Consider the following 23,911-nt stretch of genomic DNA (forward strand, 5'->3'; position numbering starts at 1 on the left):
GGTCCCTCCTAGAATTCACTGTCGGATTTAAACACTCTCATTTGAACAAGCGTTAAAATAAATAGAATGATAAAGAATACATATGCTGCTGCAGATGCATACCCCATATCAAAACGCTGGAATGCCTCCTGATAAATATAATGAACAAGAACCATTGTGCTCGTGCCAGGTCCGCCGCCTGTTATGACATATGCCAGATCAAATATTTTAAATGAACCGATTAACGTAATAATGAGTACAAATAAAGTTGTAGGCTTCAGGAGCTGTACGGTAATATGCCAAAATTTCTGCCAGGAATTAGCGCCATCAATCTCTGCAGCTTCATATACACTGCTCGGAATGGCCTGTAAACCGGCAAGAAATAACAGCAGGTTGCTCCCCAGTCCTTTCCAGATACTTACGATAATCAGAACAATCATTGCCTGATCTGAATCAATCAGCATATTCTGCAGTGGCAAGCCAAGCTTTTCTAATACATAGTTGATAAATCCGTAGCTTGGACTGAACATCCATTGCCAGACCAATCCGACGACAACCATGGAAAGAACGACCGGGAAGAAAAAGGCAGCCCGGTAAAATCCTAAGCCTCTTATCTTCTGATTCAAAAGCACTGCAATAAATAAAGCGATAGCGACCTTTAAAGGAACAGAAAGTGAGAAGATTAATGTGTTCTTAATCGAAATCCAGAAAAGCGGATCTTTAAATAGACGCACATAGTTTTCAACGCCTACAAATTCCGGCGTTCCAATCATTCCCCATTGGTGGAAGCTCATAAAGAAAGCAAATAAAACCGGGAAGAATAAAAATAGGGAGAAAATAAGAAGAACAGGTGACATAAATCCTATCGGAGTTAACTTTTGTTTCCATTTATTTCGTTTTGCCGCCAGATGTTTGCGTCCCTCTTTCACTTCTATTGACTTGACCAAATCCATGTAATATCACCCCTGGAATTAGAAAGGAGGGGAAGCTGCCCCTCCATCCTTCATTATTTTTTCAGCACCGAATTGTTTATTTGCTCTTCCATAGATTCAGCAGCTTCTTTCGGAGACTTTTCACCTAAGATAACGGATTGCATTTCGCTCGTCAGAATGGATTTATAGCCTAAGTATTCAGGAATTGAAAAATCTTTCACTGCAAATTCAGGAACACTATTAATCTCGTTAATAATAGTTTGCATTCCTTCATCAATGGCCCCATAATCCACAGATTCCTGTGCACTCGTCCGGGTAGGAACGACTCCTTCTTTTGCAGCAAATTCAGCCATTTTCTCTTCGCTTGTTAAATATTTCATCAGTTTGACTGCTTCTTTTGGATGCTTTGTCTCATTAAAGGAAACAATATTTGCCCCGCCCAGCTTCGTTGCTGTTACTTCTTTTTTCGGCAAGTATGTCACGCCGTATTCAAACCCTTGAATATCTTTCTCAAATGAATTGATCAGTCCAGAGAAAGTGATGACCATTGGCAGCTGCCCCTGCTTGAAGAGCTCATCTGATTTTTCTGACCCGATAAAGGATTCTTTGGAAGCAAGACCTTTATCAAATAATGATTTGAAAAATTCGATGGACTCAATGGAGGAGTCAGAATTGATTCCTGCAGACTTTTGGTCTTCACTTAAGACAGTTCCCTTATTTTGATAAAGGAATGGAAGGAATTGTGATACATCACTTCCTGTGCTGACACCATATTTTAAGTTGTTGGCACTTTTTACTTTTTCCGCAGCTGCAGCAAATTCTTCCCAGCTCCATGTTGATTCAATGGATTCAGGAACTTTCACGCCAGCTTTTTCAAAAAGATCTTTATTATAGAAAACGGCAATGCTGTCTGTAAAATGAGGAACTCCTACTACTTTATCTCCATTCTTTACACTTACAAGAGCAGAAGGGAGAAAATCATCCTTCTCTTCCTTAAGATCGCCGGAAACATCCAGAAGCAGATCCATATTGGCATATCGCTGAGTTGCTAGTACTGGAGTGTATAATAAGTCAGGTGTTCTGCCTCCAGCAATCATGGTTTCAATTTTTTCAAAGAATTGATCTAAAGGAATCTTTTCAACATTTACTTTAATGTCGGGATTTTCTTTTTCAAATTCCTTTATTTGCTCTACAAGAGTTGGGCTGTCATTATTAAGGATGAAGCGGAGTTCGACTTTTCCATCTTCACTGCCCCCGGTCTCATTTCCTCCGCAAGCGCTTACAAACAGGGATAAAATAAGGACGAATGCGAACAGCAAAGACATTTTACTTTTTCTTAACATCTTAATCCTCCTCAAAAAATATGAATTTATAATTTTTTACATGAACTATTTTTCATAAAGTGAAGATCGATAAAATTGGCCTTAGGCGTTTCATTTCCTTCCAGTAAAGAAATCGCCATCTTAGCTGCCTCTTTGCCCAGCTCCACCTTAGGAATTCGGATAGTGGAAAGCTCCAGCCCAATAAAGTCATTAAACTGTTCATTAAGCTCCTGGTTATCATCAAATCCAATGACAGAGATATCTTCCGGAATCTGAAGGCCTGCTTCCTTAATGGCAGTCGTTGCCCCGATCGTTGCATACGTGTTGTTAATAATCACAGCTGTGGGCTTCTGTTTCAGCAATTCTTTCATGGCGTTATAGCCATCCAATTGTGTCTGGCTTTCTTCAAACACAAGCTGAGGATTATAGACAACATGGTGCTTAAACAAAGCTTCCTGGTAGCCGAGCAATTTATCATAGTCAGGTTCAATGATTCTTGATTGTCCTATGAATCCTATTTTCGTATGACCCAGCTCTATTAAGTGTTCAGTTGCCATCCTCGTGCCTTTTACATAATCAGGCGATATGAAATAAGGCTGAATTCCTTCAATCTCCCTCTTACCAATAAAGACATAAGGAAATCCCTTTTCATGTACATTCCTGATATCATGCTGATTAATCTTTACACCCATAAATATCACACCATCAACAAAGCTCGAATGAGTGATCCGGTCACTGTATGATTGGTCTTCACGATTGGCGAAAACCAGCAGATCATACCCTAATTCAGATGCCCCCTTCTGAACACCGTTAATAATCTCATTGTAGAAAGCAGGGTGGACGCCTTTTTCGGTGTACACGACAAGCCCAAGGATGTTCGTTTTTTTCCTTGCAAGACTTCTGGCAATTAAATTGGGCTGATAGTTAAGCTCTTTTATTGCCTTTAATACTTTCTGCCTGGTTTTCTCTGAAACATTTCCGCTATTATTGATGACTCTGGATACGGTCATGTTAGAAACTCCGGCAGCTTTTGCGACTTCTATTAAATTTGAACTTCGAGTCACCCGCATCATCCTTCTTACTCTTTTCAAAATGTTAACGTTAACATTTTTTCGTTAAAAAAAATACTTCTGCAGGAAATATTATGTTAGCGTTAACATAATAATAGACTTTTCTAAAATGACTGTCAATATAAAATTTACTTCTTTTATTTATTAGCTTTCACACTCGGTTTCACAAAAAAAGACAGAGGTTTCCCCCTGCCCCGCAGCTATCTGTAACTCCTCTTCAGCAAAATACTATACAAATCCGAGCGATTATCCCCATTAAATGAAAAATAAACCTCATAATAGCCCAAATCGTAATACATCATCCAATGTCCGTCCATTTCGCTGATGCCTTCCCAGGATGGCTTTCCAACTGTATTTTTTATAATATAGGGCGTTAAAGGCGTCAACCCATCATTTGCCCACATGAACGCTGTAAATTCCGGATCATTTTCCCAGCCGGTGAAATAAATGTAGTTCCCAAATTGCCTGCCATACCCTCCCTCATAATACCCTTCCCATGATGGAGTGTTTCCGAAGTGATCATACACATCATTCAAATCATCATTTTTAAGTGAAAACGGCTGCCCCTTCATAACGCCCTGTTTGGCCAGCTTCAGAAAATCTCCTTCATCAAAAAATACAATTCTGGCAAGCTGAATGCGCTTGGTCTTAGAAGGTGTCTCGTATTTGATAGATGAGGATTTCTTGACAAAAGCCCCTCCGCCTAATCCGTATACACCGCCATTTTGATCCTTATAGGAATAGACCCGATAGATATTTCCCTTTCGGAGAGTTTTCATCGTAATCAGTTTGCCTTTTTCATATTTGTAAAGAGCGGTATCCTGAAGAATGGTGACCCTTCCTATCTGGCCCTGAATAAGAATGGAGTTATCCCACTTTACACCGATTGGGGCTGATCCCGCCTGAGCCTCCTGATTGGAGAACAGCAGTAAAGCCATTGCAAAGGAAAACATAACTAGTAATTTGCCTATCTTCATCATCAAACCTCCTGCTTATAACCTGATTCCTACTGTTATGCATATGTTTGTGTGAAGATAAAAATGCAGGAAAAGATGCCTAAAAATATATTGAATACGCCAAATGATAGATGCCTATGAATGCTTCTTCGTGTATGATTATGACTAAAATGAGGTGAATATATGTCAAAATATGTGAAGCTATTATTGGTTTTAATTGGAATGGCCGCTCTGCTATACAGCAATCCTGCTCAGGCTGCAGACATAGACTGCAATGAAATCAGAACCGGCACAAAGGTCTGGTGGGATGGCGCCGAGCTCCGGCCGGGACAAATCGGCAGAATCACGGTCCTAAAGGATGCGCCGCTATATAAGTTAAATGGAGATCAGCTGAGCTACAGCCGCACTTTAAAAGCAGGAGAGGTTTACCGGGTGTACGCCTTTAAACCGGGGCTTTTAAGTGTTGGAGGAGGATTGTATGTGAAGCGTGATGCCCTGATCAGCTACCAGACTCCTTCTAAAACCAAGCTGCAGATCGCGGCATGTGTCTATCAGAAAGATACACAGCTGAAGAATGAAGCACAGCAGATGATTGTCGTGAAGAAATCATCCGTGAAGACAGCCGCCACACTGCAAACCTATCAGAAACAAAACGGGAAATGGGTGCAGGCTTCCTCCCCTATCTCCGCAGTAATTGGAAAAGAAGGCATGGGAAAAACCCAAGAAGGAGATGCCAGGACCCCTTATGGGACCTATAGGCTTGGAACCTCTTTTGGGTGGGGCCCGAAGCCCTCAGGCATGAGCTACCCTTTTAAGGCTGTAACGTCTAATGATTACTGGGTGGATGATGTAGCTTCAGCGGACTATAACAAATGGATCACTTACACCGGAGATCCGAATACGCGCTGGAAATCCTTCGAAAGAATGAAACATCCTCTCTATAAATACGGAGTAGTCATCAGGTACAATGAAGACCCTATTATTAAAGGTGAAGGCAGCGCCATCTTTTTGCATATCAGAACTTCCGGCACTGCTTACACTTTAGGCTGTATAGCTATTGAGGAAAAAGAATTGGCGAAAATCCTGCAGTGGCTTGAGCCTGCTAAGAAGCCGATAATTGTAATGGAATAGAAAAGGAGAGCACTCACGCTCTCCTTTTCTATTATTTAAGTCTTACGAAATCCAGGTTGGATCGGTTTCCATCTTCAAATAGGAAGTACAAATCGTAGTCACCGCAGTCGTAATACATGTACCACGTCTGCTCCATCTCATCAATGCCCTCTGAAGTCGGCACACCGACTGTCTTCTTAATGATGTAAGGTGTCAGGAAAACGAGATCGTCATTCCACCAGTCGATGCCTGACAGTTCAGCATCATCTTCCCCGCCCGTATAATAGATATAATTGCTGTCATCTCCAAATGCTCTTCCAAGACCGCCATCCACGTAGCCTTCCCAAGTTGGATACATGCCATAATAATCATACACATCATACAAATCTTCATATCCGCCTATTGGAATCGGCTGGCCCTTGAGGATTCCTTTCTTTGCAGATGCAAGGAAGCCCTCCTGGAACATGCTCAGGCGTGCAATCTGGTTCTTTTTTGTCTGGGAAGGCGTCTCATACTTAACAGAAGCCGTTTTCTTTACAAAAGCACCGCCTCCAAGGCCGTAAATTCCGCCATCACGGTCTTTATAGGAATAAACGCGGAATTCGCTTCCTTTTTTAAGCTTGCGGATTACACTAAGCTTCCCTTTTTCTTCTTTTACAAGATCTGTATCTTTTAAGATAGTTACTTTTCCGATTTGACCTTTAATCAAGATGGAATTTCCCCATTTTACACCGATTGGCGCTTCGGCTGCTTCTGCATCGACATTAAAGCCTAACATAAGCACTAATACAAACGGAACACTTAATACCCATTTTTTAAAATTCATTTCTATTATCCTCCAACCTATTGATCCCTAAGCAAATCTAGTAGTTTGCTGTAGTAATTAAGCTGATTATACCTATAAAACGATTCTTCCACAATCATATTCTCTCCTTTTTATAGGAATAAAAGACTATATTTTTGTAATTTTTTATTGAATATAGCAAATTTTACCTATATTATACTTTTATATAAATATAGTAAGGGAGATAAATATGAGTAACAAACGGCTAATCTTAATCTTAATTTGTGCTTTCCTGTTCATGCCATTTACAGGCAGCACCATGGCTTCAGACCTTAGTCCCGCAGCTGCGGCTCAAGCGGATATCACCATGCATTCAGGTGCAAGCGATCAATACCAAGCAAAAGCACTCATTTCTAAGAGCAGTGAATTCATTATTATAGGAGAATTCACTAATTCCTTAAATGAACATTGGCTTCGTATTAAATATGACGGAGAAACCGGCTGGATCAAAGATACCGGAATCAGAAGAATGGACCTGAACGCCCAGTATTTAACCAGTTCAGCAGCTAACACTCCGATCAGAAGAGGTGCTTCCCTATCTTATCAGCACACAGGGGATCTAAAGCATGGAGTAATGGTAAAGATCATTGACACCTTCATCCGTGAAAATGGAGAAATATGGGTTCGTTTGTCCAATGGTAATGTGACAGGATGGTCCAGGCTTCAGGATTTGGAGCTCTTCGAGGGAACAAAAAACTATTTAAACAAACCTGTTTTTGTTAAAAGTGATACACAAGTAAAAAGAGGAGCTTCATCCGCTGCAAAAGCAGTTTACACACTTAAGAAAGGAAAGGAGGTTACTATCCAAAGCACGCTTATTAACGGGAAAGAAGTCTGGCATCGAATAGCCGATGGCAAGAGAACCGGCTGGGTTCCGGCTGATTCTGTTGCGAACCAGGTTAATTATTCTGCTTACATGTATGTTAAAGATCAAAGTGCTGCTATCCGGCGCGGAGCATCTGCATCTTACAAAACTGTCAGTAATCTTACATATGGTCAACAAGTGAAAATTACTTCAGAGTTCATGAATGGATCCGGGGACGTTTGGTATAAAGTCTCTGCAGGAAAGGGACTGGAAGGCTGGATTCCCGGAAAGTCAGTAACCAGCCGGCCAATGAAGGTCGCTTACCTGACCATTGATGACGGACCGACCGTCTATACAAATAAACTTTTGGATGCACTGAATCAATACGATGCAAAAGCGACCTTTTTTATGGTCAATGGCAACATCAATACATACCCGAAAGCTGTTAAACGTATGGTAGCTGAAGGACACGCCGTAGGATCGCATAGTGTGACACATGATAAAAATAAATTTTACCGCTCCCCGGCAGCAGCTGTCAGTGAAATGAAGACTACAAGGAATTCCATTAAGAAAGTAACAGGCGTTACCAGCAATCTGATCAGGACACCTTATGGCAGCATCCCTTATATGAAGCAAAACTACAGAAATGCGATGACTAAAGAGTATTTCATCATGTGGGATTGGAATGTAGACAGCCTGGATTGGAAGTTTAATAGCTCCAGCTATGTTAACTACACTCTTCATTATGTGGATATGCAGGAGAAAAAAGGCCAGGCTCCCATCATTCTGATACATGACCGCAAAGCAACAGTAAATGCCCTGCCGTCACTGTTATCCCAATTAAAGAAGCGCGGCTATGTTCTGGCGCCATTGAATGAAAGCATGACACCGCATCAATTTAAGCTGAAATAAGAAGACAGCCGGCAAAAAATTTGCCGGCCTTTTGTTCTTCCCCTTTAATTCACATAGCTTATCATCTTTTTATCATAGTTAATATAATAGCCGCCGCCAAGATCGAGCTTTCTGCTGTCTATTTTATATACACGGTATGATTCATTCTTTTTAAGCGTGCGGACAGCCTTTCCGCTCTTATCATAAAGAACGGTATTTTGCTTGAGTGTTGCTGTGCCTAAATAATAGGTCTGGTTGCTTCCTTTTTTAATATAATAACCGCCGCCTACGTCATAACGGCTGTGATCATAGCTGTAAACGCGGACCGTTTCTCCCCGTTTCAGGTATCGTTTGATTTTGTGATCCGGACCATAAAGAGGAATATTTGTATCCTTTATGTAGACTCTTCCGATATAAATTCCCACTTTGCTGCTGTCTCCCTTAACCAGGTAGCCGCCGCCCACATCATAATAGGTTCCCTTCACACCGTATACACGGTAATGAACATCTTTCTGCAGTGTATTATAAGGCCTGCCATCCGGAGCATACATCGCCACATTTCTGCGCGGCACCAGCTTGGCCACCGGCAATTTATGGTTGGAAGGCAAAGACACATTCGGAATCTGGATTGTCATCTTCTCCATATTATTGTAGATTTCGAGAATTTCCTGGCCATAATTATTTCCCGGCACAGCCCAGCGGCCATTCAGGTCTGTCCATTTTGGTGCAATCCCCCGTGTAACGAGGTGAAAACGAGGATCGACATTCTCCGTAACTAACGGCTCTTTTGAAGCATATGCCTTTAAATGCTGAATTTGGGCGCGGACCCCTTCCTCAGCAGTCTTAAAGAAAGCACCCTTCACACCGCCGCCTGTTGTGCCAATACCTGCATAATTATTCTGCTCAGGAATGACATCTCCGCCAAACTTAAAGTAACCGGTCTCCTTAATCGCCTGGGCAAACGCAATATCACCGCGAATTCCCTCAACCCGTCCAATGTTCAAATAATAATCAGCCAGCTGATATATCGTTACTCCCTGCAGCAATGGAGATGGATTATGCATCAAAACAAAATCCCCCATCTGGCTTGAAGTGAGCACCGGTGAACCAGCAATATTTTCATTTTGACTCTGCGCATAAGAACTGGAAGAAAAACTGCTTAGCACGAAAGCCAAAATTATGACAAAAGTAATAGACTTAAATCTTTTATGCACCAAAAATCCTCCTTAATTTACATATTATGACTTTCCTATTATAGCAGAATATGAGAATTATTGGTGACATATATCATAGGCCTTTAGATTCATAAAAGGCTCATTGTCTCTAAAAGAGAAATGAGCCTTCAAAAAATCTGTTATAAAAGAGAGAAGCTTTACCTAAACATCCACAAATCTGCCCCATTTTTAAAATAAACATTCCCGCTGTTATCCATTGTAATGTCGGAAGCTGCAACACCAGGATAGATGGTCTTTTTCATTGTCTTCGGATTCACCAAAAACAGCTTCTCCTCGACAGTCCCATATACCATGCCATCTTTGCCAATCACAAGTGTTCCATTTTTGAATCGGCCGCTCGTGGCTGGGGTGATGTTCATTGTTTTTGTTTTTTTCGTCTTTGGGTCGTAAGCAAACAAGTTTCCGTCCGATAAGCCCCAAATCGTGCCATCAGGAGCAGCAGCCAGGCTATGAATCATCCTTGGCTTTGTCAGAGGCAGCGGTATTTGCTCTATTTTCCCGTTTGGATTTTTGCCGTTTAAACGGAAGAATACAGCTGTTTTCTGCGATTCTTTTTTGCCATTGCTGAAAATTGTAGTTCCTCCGTAAATATAGCCGCCGCTTGACGCCAGCGATACAACACTTTGTTCAGGGACTATATTCCTCCGGATCGTTTTGCTTTTGGAAGCAGGATTGTATACAGCTAACGCTCCGCCAGTTTCGCCGTTTTTCGGATGTGTTCCCATGAACAGGCTCTTAGTTGTTTCATCAGCTGCCATAGCCACAATGCGATCCTGTCCGTTTCCTATACTAAAGAGCGGAAGAAGTTTTCCGCCGGAAACAGGCTTTGATGGATCGTACTCAAATAAATTCGCACCAGGGTAAACTCCCAGATATAGCTTGTCATTTAATGCCGTCATCGATTCTGCCTGGCCTACTTTTAAAAGCTCTTTCGTTTCCTTCGTCTGCGGATTGTATGCACTTACCTGCCCTGAGACAAAACCATTTGAGATTATCTGTCCCCGGGGTCCCCGCTCTATATTGTAAATCGGAATGGACTGATTCGGCAGATTCAGCTTATTTACCTGCAGTTCACCCTTGGCTGGGTTGTACAATAAATACGTGCCTGAATTCCCTAAAAGGCCAACCACTGTGTCGCCCGGGTAATCTTTATGCTTCAAATCAATCAAATCAATGGAAACAGCTTCGGTTCCTTTGAGTGTTCCCGGTATGCTGCTTGTTTCACCGCTGCTCAGGTTATACTTGCGAAGAGCATAGCCATGTGAATAGTAGACAGAGTTCTCATCCGCACTAACCTGTGAAACTCCTCGGGAGCTCGCAGGAATTTCCTCCTTAAAAGCATAGGTGCGGCTGTCAAATACCAGGATCTTTTTGCTCGGCTCCAGTTTGGCAAAAAGAAGGCCATTTTCTTCATCTAAATCGTAAACAGATGTTTCACCCTGGTATTTACCCGGAAGGATGCTCTGCTTTTTATTTGTGGTTAGATTCCATGCCACCAGCTGGGCTTTTGCCCCCACCCCGGCAAATAGTGTATTGGTTTCTTCGTTATACGCCAGACTTCTCGCTAACGTTTTTCCGGATAAAACCTGTCCCAGGTCTGTGAATCCTTTGCCGGTTTCATATTTAAACACGCTTCCATTCGGGGAGGTGCTGCCAAAAACAGTACCTGAACCTGCTGCTTCAAGGTCATGGATGGATGTCCCTTTCACTGTTGCCTTGCCCCTGTCTGTTAACGATTTTGTCTTAGAGCTATAGTGGTATAAATGCCCGTTCGGTGTACCGCCAATCCAGACATTCCCGCTGCTGTCTGCAGATACTGCCCAGGCACTTGTAGCACCATTCAAAGTTTTTTCATCCCATACTTTATTTTTAACAATATCGATCGCCACAAACTTGGCCGGCTCCCCCTGCAGCAGCACATACATGAGAGCTGTCCCATCAGGCGCATATCCGGCTGCACCAGTGATGGCAATTGTATTATGTATCTGTGAGCCCAGGTTTACAAAACGGTTATGTACGCAATCCGCTCCATTTAATTTAGCCTTGCTTGGCGTTTCATAGGTGACCCGCGCATCACGGTCCACATAGTAGCCGCCTCCGACGCTCAGCATTCCTGGCTTAAAGGCATATATCCGGTAGAACTCCCCTTTTTTCAGAGTTCTTGAAGTGATTCTTTTATTGCCATCCAGCTTGAATAAGGGTGTATCCTTCTCGATATTCAGCCTGCCGATTTGGCCCTCTTTCAGTTCCACGCCATCCCACCATATCTTTGTGGCTTCTTTGTAGGCATTGCATTCTCCCGCTGCGCTTGCCGGCTGATAAAATCCCGCAAGCATAATAAGGGACACAATCAGTGCTTTTAGTCCTTTTCTCATCTGTTCACTCCCCAACAACTAGTATATTAGTATTATATATGATTATTAAAAAATTGGGTGTATTCTCCAATTTTTCATAAAGGTGACCACCTGTAGACAGAGCCATCTAAAAAACTTTGTTCTTATTTCAGGTTTTTCTGCATATCATTATCGTAGTACTAAAAAAAAATATAAAGTGAGGTAAAAAGAATGAATAAATCCAGATTCAATGCAGCAGAAAATCAACCCCATAACCTCCGGTGTTCAGGATGCTGGGTCGATTCACAACTGACCTATAGGCAAAAAAAGAATAGAAAAAGAGTCGGCAGATAATAAAAAAATAAGATTGGAATATTCGAATCAAATGCATGACTGACCTTTGACAATTTCATACTGGAGCTTGCTCCAACCTTATAGCTTGATGGTTGGGGCATCTCCTTTATGGAGTCCTTCCATCAAGCTTTTTTACATGATTATGGAAGGATGAGTGAAAATGGAGTTTATTAGTTGGCATGAAGAAATTCAACAGATTTCACCGAAGAAGGACGAAGAGAAAAACCGCCTCCAGAGGATACTGGAATTGCAATCAGAAGTGGTAAATGCTTACGAAGCTAAGGATAATTACAAAGGATATGATTTTGACCTAAATAATCATATCTCTATACTTGTCGATAACTTTGCTGCTTATAAATATAACCTTTATGAGTCGATTATGCTGCATTATGCGAAGGAATTTTCCGACTTTTCCCCAGACTTATGGAACTGGAGTATTAAGAATGCCAGCGAATATCTGGACCGGGTATATTGCGTTGACAAAATTTTATCAATTTCCCATCCTGATTTTAATTATCCGGAAAATCCAATGCAAATAAACGTTCAAATTAAGGCCTGCCGCTATGAATCAGAAAGGTTGTTATTACCTGTTAGAAAAAGCATCAAGTACACGAACAATAAAGGAAATAGCTACAGTCACCCACGAGAACTTTCTAACCTAAATAACATTCAAATTTTTATTTGGTATCATTGGTGTCCTATAAGGCATGATGTGATTATCCATGCTTTAAAAGAACCTAGAAAGCTGTTTAGTTTGCTTCAAATTGAGAAGGGATTTTATAAGGAACGCATAGCCGGAAATCCTTTGAAAATCGGGGATGATCATAAAAAAGCGGAAGTGCTCTACCTGGACCCAACTGCAGACCAATTTCCTTCTGATAACTTTATTTTCGTACACAATCCATTTGTTCATTAGCCGATAGGTTTCCTATCGGTTTTTTGTTGAGTCAAGAGGCAGCATTTTTGTTCTTTCTTCCCGATAAGCCTATGCCCGATGTATGTATTAAAAGAGGCTGCCAAGACAGCCAAATTTGGCTCTCCCGGTCTAACCCCTTTATTTTTAAGTTTTATTTAATTTTGCTTAACCAGTTTCTTCTCTTTAATCCGATTACTCACTTCATTTATAACCATTACCAAAAGTAAAGCTATACCCCAAATAAAATCCTTGAAGAAATTCCCAACATGCAGCGCATTTAACCCGGTTGATAAAAATTGCAATGTTAAAACTGCCATAACTACTCCGGATATTTTTCCAAATCCGCCTTTAACATTTACTCCCCCCATAACGGCAACAAGAATGGTCTGTAATATATATGAGGTACCAAAATCAGCTTTTGCAGAGTTCGTACTTGCTATAATAAGCAATCCTGCTATTGAAGCAAATAATCCGCTGAAAGCATACGTTTTTAATAAAACAACTGAATTGCTAATGCCAGAGTATTTAGAAGCGACCGGGTTGGTACCTACTAATTGAAGCTTTAAGCCAAATGCCCGCTTGTTAAGAAGAATGTAGGCCAGGATGATACAAATTATGAACATTATCAGAGGGAAGGGGATAATCCCAAGACTTCCATTTCCAATATCGGAAAATAACATCGGCAGTCCAACAATTGCCTGGCCTTTTGTTATTACGATTGCAATTCCCATAAACAGCTGCATTGTCCCAAGGGTTACTAATATAGGAGGAATTCCAATTAATGATACAGCGATCCCATTGACCAAGCCGCATAGTAAACCCATGATAACCGAACAAGCTACTGCCCCTGCAATAATTAGTATACTTGTCATTAATGACGCATCAGGAGGAAGAAACTTCACCATAATACCAGCTGCAAGAATTGATGTCAGGTTCGCAATACTGACAATTGAAAGGTCTATTCCTCCTGACACCATAGTAATCATCATAGCTATAGACAGAATTCCAAATACAGGGAATTGGTATGCCATCGAAATAAAACTATCTAAGGATAGAAATGTTGAAGGACTAATGCTGCCCATTAAAATAAAAACAAACATCATAATAAAGAATAGACGTGTTAAATTTCCGTCTTTGTTTAAAATTGGAAGAATCAACTGTTTTCTTTGGCCAGGTTCTAAAGGTCCAGGGTTTGGCTTTGGAATATTTAACATAATAACCTCCTGACGTACTGCTTATGTTAATATCGATTTTCTCTTTGCATTTGTCTTTTTTACCTGAACAGCTGTAAGACCAGTTCCAATTAAAATAAGCGCTCCGATTACAAATCGCTGCCAGTAAGATGGAATTCCCATTAAAATTAAACTATTTTGAATTGTTATAACAAGAAGAAGGCCTAATAGTGCACCTTTAATGGTTCCATGCCCGCCAGAGATTCGTGTTCCCCCAAGGACCACTGCTGCTATGATCAAAAGCTCTGACCCCATCAAATCCACAGGATTAGAATTTCTCATCATACTTGTATGCATAATTCCGGCTATGCCGGACAACATTCCAACAAAGGAATACACGAAAAACTGAATAAAGACAGGTGAAAAACCAACTCTTTCTGCTGATGCCGGATCTCCTCCGAAGGCATAAATGGAACGGCCTATCATCGTATATTTCAATAATAACGAGACTAAAATCACTATACCTGCTGTTACTAATACAGATATAGGGAGACCTACCACAATACCTGTCTCATCAGTAAATTTCAGAATTTGCATTTTTGAGAAGTTAAGCATTGAAGTTGGAAGATTGCTAATTTGGCTGCTTCCAATAAACGTAAGTAAAAAACCACTAAATAATGAGGATGTACCAAGAGTGACAATAAGTGTGGGAAGCTTAAATAAAGCTATAAAAACAGCATTAATAATTCCCAGAATAAACCCTATTGCACCTCCAATGAGAAAGGGAACAATAATAGGACCATTAAAACCAGCTTCTGATAAAATCGTGGTGGTAGTAAACATGCTAAATGCTGCAATGGCAGGAAATGATACGTCAATCCCCCCTGATACAAGGACAATCAAAGCACAAACTACAAAGATTCCAGGAACAATGCCGCTTCTAATCAAATCAAACATATTATTTATTGAAAAAAAAGCACTATTTTGGCTGCCAATCGTCAAAAACAGTAAGCTAATAATTACAATTAAATAAAATTCAGTAGTCTGAAAGAATTTATTATACATAGAACACCTTCTTTCTGATAACTCTTCTAAGCTTCTTGAAGTTCTGACCATGTTTTCTGATTAAAATCTCTGCCTCTTACCTCACCAGATATTCTTCCCTTATTCATAACCAGAACACGATTGCAGTTCTGCCTTAGCTCAGTCAGATCATCTGAAATTAATAGCACACCTAATCCATCCTTTGCTAAATCCTTTATGATATTGTGGATATCTTCCTTAGCTCCAATATCAACCCCGACAGTTGGCCCATTCAATATTAAAATATTTGGATTGCTGGATAACCATTTTGCTAATACAACTTTTTGCTGATTCCCTCCTGATAGTGCTTTGACCGGAAGCTTGGAGGAATGTGTAACAACCCCTAGTTTGTCAATCCAATTTTCAACGGATTGATTTATTTTGTCCTGATTTAACATTTTTAATTTGGTCAAGAGACTAACCACTGTACTTGCAATAATATTTCTCTCTATAGATTGTTCTAAAAACAGACCTTCAGTAAGACGGTCCTCTGGTACGTATACAATTTTTTCCTTTACCGCTTTTTGCACTGAATCTATCTTAATTTCTTTGCTATTTATAAAAACCCTTCCACTGGTTGCTGGCAATAATCCAAATAATGATTCAGCGAGCTCAGTCCTCCCTGAACCTAGTAAACCAGTAAGCCCCACTATTTCACCAGGATAAATTTCGATTGAGACATTCTCAAAGGAATGATCTAAACCAAATTTATCTGTTCTTAGAATTGGCACCTTATTTTTGACATCAACATCATAGTATTTATCCTGCAGCTTTCTGCCAGTCATATGATAAACTAATTTCTCTGTATCCATATTTTTGGCCTGTTCTGAAATTACATTGGAGCCATTTCTCAGGATCGTGATGCGTTCCGAAATTGCAAAAATCTCTTCAAGCTTATGGCTTACAAATAATACAGAGATGCCATCCTGTTTTAATCCATTAATTACTTTGAATAGCGCGTCAACCTCTTTATGTGTAAGCGCGGTAGTCGGCTCGTCCATAACAATTAATTTTGCCTTCTGCATCAGTGCCCTTGAAATAGCAATTAACTGTTTATCTGCAACAGATAGATTTTCAACTTTTTCGTTTAACTCAAGATCCACATTTATTTTACTCAGTGCTTCCTTTGCAATACGCCTCATATTTGGCCAACTGACTACTTTTCTTTTAGCAGAAAGTTCACTGCCCAAAGCTATATTTTCAGCTACTGTTAAGTTTGGGAATATTGAAAAGTCCTGGTAGATTACTTGAATTCCCTCTTTAATGGCTTCTAATGGACTTAAATGTTTATACTTCTTGCCATTGATAAAAATTTGGCCATGGTCCGGTGTATGCACACCGGACATGACCTTTATTAACGTTGATTTCCCGCAGCCATTTTCACCTGCCAAACAATGGATTTCTCCGGGTTGAATTGTCAGGCTGACTCCCTTTAATGCCTTAACTCCACCAAAGGACTTCGTTATATTCTCCAATTGAATAAGCGGACTTTCCATTCCTTAATCATCCTTCCTATTCCAGAAGCGGATTTTAGAAGTTGTAGTCAGATGCATTTTCTTTCCCGACGCCTACCCATGCACTGCCAAAGATATATTTTCCATCCACAACTTTAATATTTTCATATCCTGGCACACCAAGATCTGCCCCTTCTTTAATTTCCTCTTTCTTTCCATCCAGTACCATTTCAGCAAGTTTATTCATCACATAACCGGCATCAGCAGGATCCCAGAACCCAATTTGTGACATGGCTCCACTCTCTAAGTATTGTTTACTAACCGAAGGAACACTTGTTCCAACAACACTCACTTTTCCATTCAGCCCCATCTCTTCTACTGCCAGTGCAGCTCCTGCGGCATCATTACCGGAAGAACCCTGGAAGCCTTTTAAATTAGGATATGCCTTTATAGTCTCTCTAAACTTTTCGCTCGCTGTTTTAAGGTCATCATTTGTTTCCAGCTTCCTGGCAACCGCTTTCATATTTGGATATTTCTCCAATTGCCGTTTATAGCCGCCTTCTTCCCATTGTATGTGGGATTGAGTTGTTAAACTTCCAACTGTTGTCATGTATTCGCCTTCTTCTCCCATGGCTTCAGCGAGATTATCCATTAAAAAGGCGCCGTATTCATAGTTATCAAAAGCTTCAATATTAAAGTCAGTGTTTTTCATTCCATCTGCTTCATGGGTAATTACCACTATTCCTTTGTCCCTTGCTTTTTTCAATACCGGTTCTAACGCTTCTGCCGAGAATGGAACTACTGTAATGGCATCCACTTTTTGCGCTATTAAGTCTTCAATTATTTGCACTTGAAGAGCTGCATCTGCTTTTTGCGGCCCCTGCATAAAAGTTTCATGTCCAGTATCTTCCCCAAACTTTTCTATGCCCTCTTCTAAACGGTCAAACCAGGCAACTCCAGTCAATTTAACAACTGTGGCAATCTTATATTTGCCATCACCATCTTTTTCTTCACCTGTAACTTGCTCTTCTCCGTTATTTCCACAGGCGGCGAGAATTAAAGTAAGGATAAGCAGCATACTTAAGATAGAATAACTTGCTTTTTTCATTGACAAATTCCCCCTTGTTTTTTGCTACTAAAATATTTCAATATAGACAATCACTTAGTATAAGCTAAAGATGTTTTGCAATTATTTTTATTTTCAGTAAACTTTTGCTGCACGAAATTCTTTTACCTTATCCATGAACTCTCTTGTCCGCTCCTGGCACACCATATTTTCAAATTTCCCATCAACCTTAAAAGTCGTTCCTACCACTGCCCCATCAGCAATAGTCAGCTGCTGCTCCAAGTTTGAAATCCTGACTCCTGTATTGGCAAGAACAACAGTTTCCGGAACTGCCTTTTTCACTTTCATCAGCGTTTGAGAGTCTGTCATAGCACCTGCTGTCATACCAGAAACACAAAGAGCATCCGGACGATTGTTAAAAACTGTAGATTTCGCAATACTCTCTATATCCCGATCAGCAAGATATTTGGCCGCTTCCGGTACAATATTATAAAGAAGCTTAACATTTTCTGCACCAATCCGATGTTGGTGGCGGATGGTTTCTCCTACATTCGTATCCCAAGTTCCGAAATCACTTGCATATACACCTGTGAAGATTTCCCTGACAAATAGTGCATCCGTAGCTGCAGCTAAATCAAGCGACTTTTTCGCATCCCATAAGACATTGACACCAAAAGGGATTTTAATTTCAGATTTTAATTCTCCAATTACTCTTGCCATTGCCGCGACTGTTTCAGTTTTCACGTCTGTTAAGTACGGAAGACTAAATTCGTTGGAAAACATTACAGCATCAACGCCGCCCTCTTGAAGAGCATGTAAATCTCTACGCGCCATTTGAACCACATAGTCCATTCCTCTGTCCTTATCATAATGCGGATCTCCCGGCAAAGGCTGCAAGTGACACATAGCAATAATAGCCTTTTCTGTTCCGATTACTTCATTTAACCATGTCATAATAAATTCCCCCTTGTCGTTGATAAAACTTGATATTCTATCCTCTTGCAAACTTATTTGTGCCATCTAGCGAATGTAAAATGCTTACAAGTAAATCTGTTAACTGATCTACATCTTTTAAGTTTATTGCTTCTATTGGAGAGTGAGAATAGCGGGCTGGATAACCCAAGTCTACGATTGGAAACCCATCATTCTCCAGTTGACTGAATGATGCATCTGTAAGTATCCCCATGCAAACTGCTGGCTGAAGTGGCATGCTCATTTCATTTGCTATATTTTTTATATACTTTACAAATTTTGGATTAGGAATTACTCCACCTAATGTGCCTCGTCCATGGAAAGTATATAACCCAATAGTCGGCCCTCCTCCCAGCTGAACATTTCCCTCATTTCCTAAATCCGGGGTGTCTGTTGCAATAGAGATATCCAATGTAATTCCGATATCAGGTTTTATTTTCCTTATAGCCGGAAGCACCCCCCTCAAATTAAATTCTTCCTGCACTGAAAACACCAGGTAAACTTCGCAAGGAAACTCTTTATCTTTCATACGATCTGCCAATTCAAGCAATGATAAACACCCTGCCCGGTTATCGAGAGAATTACTAAAAACCAAAGTTTCATTATTAAAAAATTGTCTTGCGTAAGCTACAGGCGTACCAATATCAATTCCTGCCTGCAATGCTTCACTGCTTGATTGGAACCCAAAATCAGCATATATTTCATTTACAGGCAAAACACGGTATTTTTCATCATGCTTTGTCACATGATGAGATTTTGCTCCGATGACCCCCTGCCAGGTTTTATTCTCTGTCTCTATAATAATAGGTGTACCTGCCAGACTTTTCTCAGGAATACCCCCTAATCGCTCAAGCCGGAGATAACCATTTTTTTCTATTTTTTTCACAACAAGCCCTAATTCATCCATATGGGCGAAGACCAGAACTTTAAATGGATTGTTATCCTCTGACCTGTTCATCTGGACAATTACGTTTCCTAGTGGATCAATGCTTAATTCCTCTGCTAAAGGAGCCAATTTCTCAGATACATAGTTGATCATTGAATCTTCATAACCCGACAGAGCAATAATTGATGTTAATTCTTTTAGTCTTTCTATCATATCTTCAAGTCTTTGTTCCATTATTCAACCTCCTTTTTCAAGTTACAAAATGTCCATGAGATCCCTAGTCTGCTCATATAGTTTCCTATATAATTTGTAAGTACCTTCAAGAACCTGTTCTTTATCTGGCTCTGGCCTAACCTCGTAATCTGCTGACACCCATTTTTCCATTTCTTCTATTCTTTCATTCCAGCCTAATGCAAGCGAGCATAAAAAGGCATTTCCATAAGCAGCCCCAATCGAAACTTTCGGCACAATCTGAGTTAATCCACAAATATTGCTTACACACTGAAGCCAAAGCTTATTCTTTGTTCCCCCGCCAACTGCGAATATACGGTTTATTTTAAATCCGCTTCTTAACATTTCATCAAGATTATGCCTAATAGAACAAGCTACTCCTTCTAAAATGGATCGGTACATATCCCCTTTTGAATGCTGAAGAGTTAAGCCGAAAAATACACCTTTGGCATTTGAATGATGAATAGGTGTGCGCTCGCCGCTGAAATACGGCAGAGTTATAAGGCCATTTGATCCAACAGGACTTTTAGCTGCCAGTTCTGTAAAATACCGATAACTTTCACTTATACTCATAGCTGATTGTTCATTAAAATTCACTCCACTTTCGTCTCTCCATTGATCAATAAACCAGCGGGTAAGGGAACCTGCAGTTGCCGTGCCTCCTGTTAGGGTACTTAACTTTGGAACTGCATGTAAATTTGGCCAGAGTTTTTCTGATTGAGCTAATAAGCCTGTAACAAGAATAAAGAAAGTGGAACTCCCATACATAAGCATCAAATCACCTTCTTCTACCGCTCCTGCACTAATAGATTCTGATAAAGCATCCGCTGTTCCGGCGATAACCTTCGTTCCGGCTTGCAGCCCCGTAATATTGGCAGCTTCCCTCGTAACCTCCCCCACAATATCACAGCTCCAAGCTAATCTAGGCAGTTTATCCCTTTCAGTAATGTGCAGAAGCATTTCTTCATTCCAGTCTTTTTTATGGATATCATAAAGAGGTGAATAAGATACGGCGGTATAATGATCTATTGTTTTTTCCCCAGTTAGTTTATATACAATGAACCCTGAACCGCAAAGAAATGTCCGGGTATTTTTATAGACTTCCGGCTCATTCTCCTTTATCCACAATATCTTCGGCCCTGCTGATTGAGAAGAGAGACTATGGCCAGTGATACTATGAATTTTGTCTTTCCCAATTCGCTCATTTAAATGAAGTATTTGCTGCCCAGCCCTTGTATCCACTCCGTAAAGAATTGACTTCCTTAAAGGATTCCCTTCTGAATCCACAGGTACAACGGCTGGAGCAATAGAACTTATTCCTACTGCCTTAACATCAGAAGCATGTATCCCAAGCTCAATTTCCCCCCTGGTTAGGAGAGTATGGCTGATTTCCGCAAACTCCATCCACCAATTTTGATGTGCATCATGTTCTGCCCAGCCCTTGTATGGTATTTCAAGCCGATGAGGTACAGCATAACTAATCATTATTTCTCCTGCTTGATTTACAAGAACGCCTTTTGACTCGTAGGTTCCAATGTCAACTCCCATAACGTAGGACAACCGCTACACCACCTCTTTATATATTAGACGAAGGTGACATTCGTGATATTTTTTAAACCAGGATGTAATGGGTGACTTTCTCTTGCATTCGTTACTATTTCATCGATCTGATTAAAATCACATAATCTCACTAGCGCCTTTTCCATAAACTTTGAATGATCTACTACAGCAATGACTTTCCTTGACCGTGATATAAAAGCACGTTTAACTTCAGCCTCTTCTATACTGTAATCAGTTGGTCCAGATTCAAATTCCATCCCGGCAGCACCGAAGTAATACTTATCAAAGTTAAACTTTTTGACTGTCTCAAGAGCCATACTTCCAATTAGAGACATCTCATTTTTCCTAATTAAACCGCCAATCATGTAAACCTCAAGACTGCTGCTCCGTGAAAGTATGTTCGCGACTTGCAGGGAAGATGTAAAAATAGTTATATTTGATCTTTTTAAAAGTTCCTTGGCAATTTCCGCTGTTGTTGTTCCGACATCCAGAGCTATTACTTCCCCTTCTTTTATCTGCTCTACCACGTATTTGGCAATTTTTCTTTTCTCTTCGATATGCTTCCTTTGCCTTTGATTATACAAAGGCTCAAACCCAGGTACCTGCAGAGTCGCCTTTCCTCTTTCACGCACAATTAATCCTTGTTTCTCAAGAAACGACAGATCTCTTCGAATAGTCACTTCAGAAACCTTCAGCTTTAACGCCAAGTCTTCTACATTAAGTGTAGAAACATCCTCCAGAAGGTTTAAGATTGTTTTATGTCTTCCAATAAGCATTTATATCAAACTCCTTGTAGTTAATTTATCACAAATGATCATAAATGATCAATAATTATCTGAAAATTTTTAAAAAATAATTATTAAACCCTCAAACCGTGTTTAATTGACTCTTTTTTTATAAAAAATAATCATTTTTCTATATTTAAATATATGAACGATCACAAATGATCATTACTTGATCATTCTGAATTTTAATTATACACAACTTACCTCCTAGATAATTTTCTCATCCCTTATCATTATTTATCATTTCGATTCATATGCTTTCATTAGAAGGAGTGAAATTCATGCTTCAAGATGAAAGAACCGAAAGAATCGTTCAATACATCAACAAACAGGGGTTTGTCAAAACCAATGAACTTATTGATTTATTCAAAGTCTCAAAACCTACTATTATAAGGGACTTATTAAAATTAGAAAAAGACGGTTCCATCATTCGTACTCACGGAGGAGCCAAAAGTATTCATAAAGGTACGAATTTTGAACCAACACATATGACAAAAGAACAGACCTCCTACTCAGAAAAAGAGAGTATAGCAATAAAAGCTAAAGAGCTGGTGCAGCCTGGGGAAACAATTCTCCTTGATAGCGGAACAACCACATTAATGTTGGCCAAACAGCTTGTGAACTTTGAGAACATCACTGTGATTACTAATGATATAAAAATAGCAATGTGCTTATCCGAGAATGATTCTATTGACTTAGTTGTTCTAGGGGGACAAAGGCGTAAAGGAGTATATAGCCTAATTGGCCCCTTAACAGAATCCATTCTAAATCAATTACATGTTGATAAGGTATTTCTTGGTGCAGATGCAATCGATTTGCAAAATGGAATTACTAACTCAAATATCGATGAATCCAATATCAAAAAAACAATGCTTACTATAGGAAATAGCATAATTTTATTAGCTGACAGCAGTAAATTTAATTGTGCTGCTTTCATGAAAATTGATGAAGTTTCTGCTGTTCATTTCATTATTACGGATAATGGAATCCATAAAAAGATCTCAGTGAAGCAGTTTAAAGAACAGGGTGTGGAAATTTTAATAGCGGAATAGGAGGGAATAATTTTGCACCATTCAGATCTAATTAGTCCAGAGTTTATTTTTCTAAATGTTAGTGCTTCTACAGATATGGAGGCAATTTCAATTCTCGCTGATTATTTATTCGATAAGAAAGTAGTGAATGTCTCGTTTAAACAAGCTGTTTTACAGAGAGAAGAAACCTCTCCTACCGGCTTACAAACCAAATCAGCGGGAATCGCCATACCCCATACTGACATTGAACATGTGAACAGGAATATTATTGCTATAGGAGTTCTAAAAGAGCCTGTTTACTTTTGCAGCATGGAAGATCCCCAAAGAAAGATAGAAACCAATCTTGTATTTATGTTAGCTCTCAAAGATCCCCATGGTCATTTAAATGTATTAAAGGAATTAATGATGGTTTTCCAAGATGAAGAAGCACTATCACATTTAACTTCATCCTCTACTCCCGAAGAGCTCTATCGTTATTTAAGAAACAGAAGTTAATGATCTTTAATATTATCGTTCTTAAGATGTGATTCTAATTTAAATTTGGATAATCCCTTATGGGTTATTTATAGATCATCTTTGAGAAAACATAATTGTAATTGCTATAGACCTTGTTATTGGGAGGTGATTAATATATGAAGACAATCATAGTTGCCTGTGGTGCAGGTGTTGCTACTTCAACTCTTATTGTTGATAGACTAAACAGCCTATTAAAGAATCATCAAATTCGAGCAAAAATTATCCAATGTAACCTTGGAGAAATTGAAGGTCATACGAAATATGCTGACCTTATTGTCACATCGATGAAATTGAATAAAAACTTTGAAATCCCTTCTATTACAGCAGTGTCTTTTATTACCGGAGTTGGGCAAGAGGAAACCGAAAGCTTGATATTGAGTCATTTAAACTCCTAAATTTTAATAGAAA

Annotated in this window: 21 protein-coding genes; 6 read left to right on the plus strand and 15 right to left on the minus strand. The window is 39.8% G+C overall.

What is annotated here, in order from left to right:
- Positions 1 to 8: 8 nt before the first annotated feature.
- The 4 genes from PBF_RS16295 to PBF_RS24980 all read right to left on the minus strand — a co-directional run bounded on the left by PBF_RS16295 (position 9) and on the right by PBF_RS24980 (position 4,283).
- A complete protein-coding gene (locus tag PBF_RS16295) occupies positions 9 to 932 on the minus strand; it encodes a carbohydrate ABC transporter permease (protein WP_035331015.1) in 924 nt (307 codons plus the stop codon).
- Between the two features lie 53 nt (positions 933 to 985).
- Entirely contained in the window at positions 986 to 2,254 is a 1,269-nt protein-coding gene (locus PBF_RS16300) for an ABC transporter substrate-binding protein (protein ID WP_035331017.1), read from the minus strand.
- 26 nt (positions 2,255 to 2,280) lie between these two features.
- Positions 2,281 to 3,306, minus strand: a complete 1,026-nt coding sequence (locus PBF_RS16305) for a LacI family DNA-binding transcriptional regulator (RefSeq protein WP_035331018.1) — start codon at positions 3,304 to 3,306, stop codon at positions 2,281 to 2,283.
- 197 nt (positions 3,307 to 3,503) lie between these two features.
- Positions 3,504 to 4,283, minus strand: coding sequence for a DUF4309 domain-containing protein (locus PBF_RS24980; protein ID WP_081757300.1), 780 nt, complete (start codon positions 4,281 to 4,283; stop codon positions 3,504 to 3,506).
- Between the two features lie 159 nt (positions 4,284 to 4,442).
- On the opposite strand from PBF_RS24980, the gene PBF_RS26840 reads away from it, so the two are divergent.
- A complete protein-coding gene (locus tag PBF_RS26840; protein ID WP_235192277.1) occupies positions 4,443 to 5,390 on the plus strand; it encodes a L,D-transpeptidase family protein in 948 nt (315 codons plus the stop codon).
- 31 nt (positions 5,391 to 5,421) lie between these two features.
- Here PBF_RS26840 and PBF_RS24985 read toward each other — a convergent pair whose 3' ends face one another.
- Positions 5,422 to 6,195 carry a hypothetical protein gene (locus PBF_RS24985; RefSeq protein ID WP_051488918.1) on the minus strand — a complete coding sequence of 258 codons (774 nt, stop codon included), beginning with the start codon at positions 6,193 to 6,195 and terminating at the stop codon, positions 5,422 to 5,424.
- 208 nt (positions 6,196 to 6,403) lie between these two features.
- On the opposite strand from PBF_RS24985, the gene PBF_RS24990 reads away from it, so the two are divergent.
- Complete coding sequence (locus PBF_RS24990; RefSeq protein ID WP_051488919.1) at positions 6,404 to 7,930, plus strand: polysaccharide deacetylase family protein; 1,527 nt, start codon at positions 6,404 to 6,406, stop codon at positions 7,928 to 7,930.
- Positions 7,931 to 7,974: 44 nt separating this feature from the next.
- Here the strand turns inward: PBF_RS24990 and PBF_RS25205 are convergent, their stop codons facing one another.
- Together PBF_RS25205 and PBF_RS26545 are read right to left on the minus strand one after the other, a co-directional pair.
- On the minus strand, positions 7,975 to 9,123 hold the full coding sequence (locus tag PBF_RS25205) for a glucosaminidase domain-containing protein (protein WP_064503419.1): 1,149 nt from the start codon (positions 9,121 to 9,123) through the stop codon (positions 7,975 to 7,977).
- Between the two features lie 158 nt (positions 9,124 to 9,281).
- Positions 9,282 to 11,519 (minus strand): hypothetical protein, encoded by a 2,238-nt coding sequence (locus PBF_RS26545; RefSeq protein WP_035331019.1) that lies wholly within the window; start codon positions 11,517 to 11,519, stop codon positions 9,282 to 9,284.
- A gap of 466 nt (positions 11,520 to 11,985) precedes the next feature.
- Between PBF_RS26545 and PBF_RS16345 the strand changes: the two genes are divergently transcribed.
- Entirely contained in the window at positions 11,986 to 12,747 is a 762-nt protein-coding gene (locus PBF_RS16345) for a hypothetical protein (RefSeq protein WP_152539693.1), read from the plus strand.
- A 155-nt stretch (positions 12,748 to 12,902) separates the two neighbouring features.
- Here PBF_RS16345 and PBF_RS16350 read toward each other — a convergent pair whose 3' ends face one another.
- From PBF_RS16350 to PBF_RS16385, 8 genes are all read right to left on the minus strand, one after another.
- Positions 12,903 to 13,961: an ABC transporter permease gene (locus tag PBF_RS16350; RefSeq protein ID WP_081757302.1), complete on the minus strand. Its 1,059-nt coding sequence runs from the start codon at positions 13,959 to 13,961 to the stop codon at positions 12,903 to 12,905.
- Positions 13,962 to 13,982: 21 nt separating this feature from the next.
- A complete protein-coding gene (locus PBF_RS16355; protein WP_035331023.1) occupies positions 13,983 to 14,984 on the minus strand; it encodes an ABC transporter permease in 1,002 nt (333 codons plus the stop codon).
- Positions 14,985 to 15,010: 26 nt separating this feature from the next.
- Complete coding sequence (locus tag PBF_RS16360) at positions 15,011 to 16,498, minus strand: sugar ABC transporter ATP-binding protein (protein WP_035331024.1); 1,488 nt, start codon at positions 16,496 to 16,498, stop codon at positions 15,011 to 15,013.
- A gap of 34 nt (positions 16,499 to 16,532) precedes the next feature.
- On the minus strand, positions 16,533 to 17,564 hold the full coding sequence (locus tag PBF_RS16365) for an autoinducer 2 ABC transporter substrate-binding protein (protein WP_035331025.1): 1,032 nt from the start codon (positions 17,562 to 17,564) through the stop codon (positions 16,533 to 16,535).
- 93 nt (positions 17,565 to 17,657) lie between these two features.
- The gene (locus tag PBF_RS16370) at positions 17,658 to 18,476 is read right to left on the minus strand and encodes a BtpA/SgcQ family protein (RefSeq protein WP_035331027.1); all 819 of its coding nucleotides are present in this window, start codon (positions 18,474 to 18,476) and stop codon (positions 17,658 to 17,660) included.
- 37 nt (positions 18,477 to 18,513) lie between these two features.
- Positions 18,514 to 19,614 carry a M42 family metallopeptidase gene (locus PBF_RS16375; RefSeq protein WP_035331029.1) on the minus strand — a complete coding sequence of 367 codons (1,101 nt, stop codon included), beginning with the start codon at positions 19,612 to 19,614 and terminating at the stop codon, positions 18,514 to 18,516.
- 21 nt (positions 19,615 to 19,635) lie between these two features.
- Positions 19,636 to 21,171, minus strand: a complete 1,536-nt coding sequence (locus tag PBF_RS16380) for an FGGY-family carbohydrate kinase (RefSeq protein ID WP_035331031.1) — start codon at positions 21,169 to 21,171, stop codon at positions 19,636 to 19,638.
- Between the two features lie 23 nt (positions 21,172 to 21,194).
- Positions 21,195 to 21,947 (minus strand): DeoR/GlpR family DNA-binding transcription regulator, encoded by a 753-nt coding sequence (locus tag PBF_RS16385; RefSeq protein ID WP_051488920.1) that lies wholly within the window; start codon positions 21,945 to 21,947, stop codon positions 21,195 to 21,197.
- Between the two features lie 290 nt (positions 21,948 to 22,237).
- Between PBF_RS16385 and PBF_RS16390 the strand changes: the two genes are divergently transcribed.
- From PBF_RS16390 to PBF_RS16400, 3 genes are all read left to right on the plus strand, one after another.
- The gene (locus tag PBF_RS16390; RefSeq protein ID WP_051488921.1) at positions 22,238 to 23,008 is read left to right on the plus strand and encodes a DeoR/GlpR family DNA-binding transcription regulator; all 771 of its coding nucleotides are present in this window, start codon (positions 22,238 to 22,240) and stop codon (positions 23,006 to 23,008) included.
- Between the two features lie 12 nt (positions 23,009 to 23,020).
- Positions 23,021 to 23,482, plus strand: a complete 462-nt coding sequence (locus PBF_RS16395; RefSeq protein ID WP_051488922.1) for a PTS sugar transporter subunit IIA — start codon at positions 23,021 to 23,023, stop codon at positions 23,480 to 23,482.
- A gap of 137 nt (positions 23,483 to 23,619) precedes the next feature.
- Positions 23,620 to 23,898 (plus strand): PTS sugar transporter subunit IIB, encoded by a 279-nt coding sequence (locus tag PBF_RS16400; RefSeq protein WP_035331035.1) that lies wholly within the window; start codon positions 23,620 to 23,622, stop codon positions 23,896 to 23,898.
- Positions 23,899 to 23,911: the final 13 nt, after the last annotated feature.

The organism is Cytobacillus firmus DS1, assembly GCF_000565285.1.
In the GTDB taxonomy this organism is placed as follows: Bacteria; Bacillota; Bacilli; order Bacillales; family Cytobacillaceae; genus Cytobacillus; species Cytobacillus firmus_A.

Bases quoted from the DNA above. Each gene is read 5' to 3' on its own strand.
- PBF_RS16385 (WP_051488920.1), bottom strand. From the start codon at position 21,947: ATGCTTATTGGAAGACATAAAACAATCTTAAACCTTCTGGAGGATGTT.
- PBF_RS24985 (WP_051488918.1), bottom strand. From the start codon at position 6,195: ATGAATTTTAAAAAATGGGTATTAAGTGTTCCGTTTGTATTAGTGCTT.
- PBF_RS16300 (WP_035331017.1), bottom strand. From the start codon at position 2,254: ATGTTAAGAAAAAGTAAAATGTCTTTGCTGTTCGCATTCGTCCTTATT.
- PBF_RS16370 (WP_035331027.1), bottom strand. From the start codon at position 18,476: ATGACATGGTTAAATGAAGTAATCGGAACAGAAAAGGCTATTATTGCT.
- PBF_RS16305 (WP_035331018.1), bottom strand. From the start codon at position 3,306: ATGATGCGGGTGACTCGAAGTTCAAATTTAATAGAAGTCGCAAAAGCT.
- PBF_RS16375 (WP_035331029.1), bottom strand. From the start codon at position 19,614: ATGGAACAAAGACTTGAAGATATGATAGAAAGACTAAAAGAATTAACA.
- PBF_RS16390 (WP_051488921.1), top strand. From the start codon at position 22,238: ATGCTTCAAGATGAAAGAACCGAAAGAATCGTTCAATACATCAACAAA.
- PBF_RS24980 (WP_081757300.1), bottom strand. From the start codon at position 4,283: ATGATGAAGATAGGCAAATTACTAGTTATGTTTTCCTTTGCAATGGCT.
- PBF_RS16400 (WP_035331035.1), top strand. From the start codon at position 23,620: ATGAAGACAATCATAGTTGCCTGTGGTGCAGGTGTTGCTACTTCAACT.
- PBF_RS16360 (WP_035331024.1), bottom strand. From the start codon at position 16,498: ATGGAAAGTCCGCTTATTCAATTGGAGAATATAACGAAGTCCTTTGGT.
- PBF_RS26840 (WP_235192277.1), top strand. From the start codon at position 4,443: ATGTCAAAATATGTGAAGCTATTATTGGTTTTAATTGGAATGGCCGCT.
- PBF_RS16355 (WP_035331023.1), bottom strand. From the start codon at position 14,984: ATGTATAATAAATTCTTTCAGACTACTGAATTTTATTTAATTGTAATT.
- PBF_RS26545 (WP_035331019.1), bottom strand. From the start codon at position 11,519: ATGAGAAAAGGACTAAAAGCACTGATTGTGTCCCTTATTATGCTTGCG.
- PBF_RS24990 (WP_051488919.1), top strand. From the start codon at position 6,404: ATGAGTAACAAACGGCTAATCTTAATCTTAATTTGTGCTTTCCTGTTC.
- PBF_RS16350 (WP_081757302.1), bottom strand. From the start codon at position 13,961: ATGTTAAATATTCCAAAGCCAAACCCTGGACCTTTAGAACCTGGCCAA.
- PBF_RS16365 (WP_035331025.1), bottom strand. From the start codon at position 17,564: ATGAAAAAAGCAAGTTATTCTATCTTAAGTATGCTGCTTATCCTTACT.
- PBF_RS16295 (WP_035331015.1), bottom strand. From the start codon at position 932: ATGGATTTGGTCAAGTCAATAGAAGTGAAAGAGGGACGCAAACATCTG.